Raw genomic sequence first — 3,232 nt, forward strand, 5'->3', positions numbered from 1 at the left:
GGGGCAGATTATGCACGCCGCCTAAGGCGTGCGGATGAACCAAATCTAAACGCCCCGACGCCGAACAGCGTACCTCAGATGAATAAAATGAGGCTTGCTTTAGCTCTCCGGGCGCTACTGCCTCACCTAAAGGTTCGGCGCATTTATACAACATGGGGATTTTATTTAGCGCCACGCTGTGCCGCATTATCCATCTACACGCCTTCGGCGTGCATGCTTGAGCGCCGTCCGCGCCGCGGTCAGAGCGAGGTATGTAACAATTTTTAGAAAGGTAATTAATAGCCATTAAAACCCTTCACTTGCAATTGTCTGCACTTTGAATAATTTTTGTAATAGCGGATTAGTAACGGGTTTTGGGTAGGGAATTGGGTATTTATAGCCACTTTTTGTTTCATTAAGACTATTTTGCGGTTTTTAGGGGAGTTTGTCAAGTGGGATTTAGGGGGAAATATGCCAACACATATTGCGTTGGAGGACTGGTTTTCCCCTTAATTTTTGGTTATTATATAAAAGTGAGGGTTTTCAAAAACACATGGTTCAATCGTTTTGCTAACAAGGAAGGCATAACAGATAGTGAATTACTAGAAATTGTCGAGCAACTTGAGGCAAACCAAGTGGATGCGAATTTGGGTGGCGGTGTATATAAGGTACGAGTAGCCAGACAAGGCGAAGGGAAATCGGGCGGACATCGTGTTATAGTGTATTTTAGGAATGAGTACCGCACGTTTTTTGTTTATGGTTTTTCCAAGAATGACATGGACAACATAAGCGGGAAAGACTTGAAAAGGTTTAAGGAAGACGCAAAGGATGATTTTAAATTAACCGAAAGCGAGATAAAAGCATGGTTAGACCGTGGAACTTTGACTGAAATTACTGAAGGATGATTTTCATCGCGTTGCGATGAATTCGATTAACGACCGCTCATGCGGTTTAAAAAGAGGAAATAAAATGAAATACGAAAGCGACATAGCGAAAATGATCCACGAGAGCGCAACTGAAAAATTCCATATTGGCGCTATTACAGAAGCCAGAATGCGTGAATATGATGAAATGTGCCTTACACCAGAAACCTCAAAGAACAATGACGCACATGAAACTGTAAACATAAAACACGCCGATCTTGTAACCGCATAGCCGAAAAAAGATAAATAAGGAGGCAAAAATGTTGTTACAACTCATTGTAGGCATTTCCCTAGTATTAATAAGTATTTGTCTTTTTATGCTTGGTAGGCAAATCAGAAAGCATCAATAATTCAACAAAAAATTGAATGTGCTTATTAGCGGTACAAGATGTATGCCCAATAAATCCTTGAGTACAGGGCAATCCGGCGTAGCCGGATTGCTTGGGAGTTTTGCCAAAGAGAAAACTACTGTTTTTATTGAATTTTTTTTTTGGTAAGGCTATATGCTTTTTTATTGTTTTTTGTGTTTGGCAAAACTCCTAAGCTAAAAAAGCCGTAGGCTTTTTTAGCCCTGCGCATGGCAAAAACATCTTCTGTGGGTTCCCCGCCGTAGAGACTTTGGAATAAAACAAAGAAAATTCAGAGAATAAAAGTTCAGCGACAAACCCTAGATAAAGCTTTCTACCCACGCTGTTTAGTCGCTGGAAAGGCTCGAAGGCACGGCCAAATAAACGCACGGCGTAGCCGTGTAGATCAATAATGCCGCACGCTGAGAGCACCAATAAATGCCGCAGTCCCCAATAAAAGCAAGGCCGCCTTTAGGTGGCCGATAGTGCGACGTTCTCCCAGAGTTTTTGCCACCCGCAGCCTAGAGTTTTGCCAAACACAAGACATTATCAAGAAGCATGGAGTCTAACCAAAGTAAAAAACGCGACGAAAATAGTAGTTTGCTATTTGGCAAAACTCCTAAGCAATCCGGCAATGCCGGATTGTACTGTACTAAATAAATTCTTTGGGCATACATCGTGTGTGGAGAGGTCAAATAAAATCCCCATTTACAAAAAACGCTTCAGACCGAGCGCCATTAGCGTTGGGTCGGAAAACGCCCCCGTGCCTTTTTCACTGTTTGCTAATTTCATACCCAACCCTATCGCATAATCCCCGATTTTCAGTCATTTTTGCCCGTTTAGGCAGACATTTTCCACAAAAGTAACAATTTTTGCTTGCGTTTTCATTCTAAAACTGATAATATAGATTCAATGAGCCGAAATTTCGCAGCACTTATGGCAAAAAATTTTTCACATAACAAAAGGAAGGCTTTATTATCCAAACCATATAGACATGTTCAGGAGTTACATTAAATAGGAGAAACAAAATGAACACTTCAACTAAGGATAAAAAAGGGATTAGGGTAAGTATACAAGTAAAAACATCGGGCATAGCAGTTGTTTTTGTGCTTTTGACGGTCATAGCGCTAGCAATTTTTAGCGTTACTTCCATGCAAGACATAAGCCTTAGAACCGCCCTATTAATGGGAAAAGAAAAAATAAAAGGCGACATAGAAACTTTTAAATTAATGGTAACACAAGAGTATGGAGAATTACACTTTCAAAACGGGGAATTGATCGATCAACAGGGTAATTCGCTTAAATATCAATATGAAATTGTTGATAAAGTATCTGCAACGCTTAATATTGTGGCTACCGTTTTTATCAAGGAAAAAGATGATTACCGCAGAATAACAACCAGCATCAAAGGAGCTGATGGGAAACGTGCAGTAGATACTTTTTTGGACTCGAAAGGCGCGGCATATTCTAGTGTTCAATCCGGTAAAGAATATATCGGAAACGCGGTTGTTCTTGGTAAAAATTACCTCGCCGCATATTATCCGTTATTTCAATCAAATACTGCTGAAGTCATCGGCATTTTATTTATCGGTATAGAAATGTCGTCAATAGAAAATACTATCTCGCAGGAAAGCAGCGATGAAATAAAGGAAATCGGCATAATTGCGGCAGTAACTTTATTGGTTTCAATTCTTTTAATTTCATTAATCAATAAAATTATTGTAGTAAAACCAATATTATCCGTAGTAGAAACGCTTAAAGACATATCAGAAGGTGAAGGGGATTTAACTAGGGAAATTGCCATTAAATCCAACGATGAAATCGGCGATCTGTCCTTCTACTTCAATAAAACATTGGAAAAAATTAAACATCTCATTATTGTCATCAAGAAAGAAGCTAATAAACTGTCAGATATTGGCAATAATCTTGCCAGCAATATGACTGAAACCGCAGCGGCGATAAATCAAATCCCCGCCAATATAC

Annotated in this window: 4 protein-coding genes; 3 read left to right on the plus strand and 1 reads right to left on the minus strand. The window is 39.7% G+C overall.

From position 1 onward, the window contains the following. A partial coding sequence (locus tag ACYVRH_RS11365) for a hypothetical protein (protein WP_461257031.1) occupies positions 1–286 on the minus strand: 286 nt, incomplete at its 3' end. 226 nt (positions 287–512) lie between these two features. Between ACYVRH_RS11365 and ACYVRH_RS11370 the strand changes: the two genes are divergently transcribed. From ACYVRH_RS11370 to ACYVRH_RS11380, 3 genes are all read left to right on the plus strand, one after another. Further along, a complete protein-coding gene (locus ACYVRH_RS11370) occupies positions 513–884 on the plus strand; it encodes a type II toxin-antitoxin system RelE/ParE family toxin (RefSeq protein WP_461257032.1) in 372 nt (123 codons plus the stop codon). 64 nt (positions 885–948) lie between these two features. Continuing rightward, complete coding sequence (locus ACYVRH_RS11375) at positions 949–1,134, plus strand: hypothetical protein (protein ID WP_461257033.1); 186 nt, start codon at positions 949–951, stop codon at positions 1,132–1,134. Positions 1,135–2,277: 1,143 nt separating this feature from the next. Then, a partial coding sequence (locus ACYVRH_RS11380) for a Cache 3/Cache 2 fusion domain-containing protein (protein ID WP_461257034.1) occupies positions 2,278–3,232 on the plus strand: 955 nt, incomplete at its 3' end.

This window comes from Treponema sp. R80B11-R83G3, assembly GCF_054786115.1.

Bases quoted from the DNA above. Each gene is read 5' to 3' on its own strand.
- ACYVRH_RS11375 (WP_461257033.1), top strand. From the start codon at position 949: ATGAAATACGAAAGCGACATAGCGAAAATGATCCACGAGAGCGCAACT.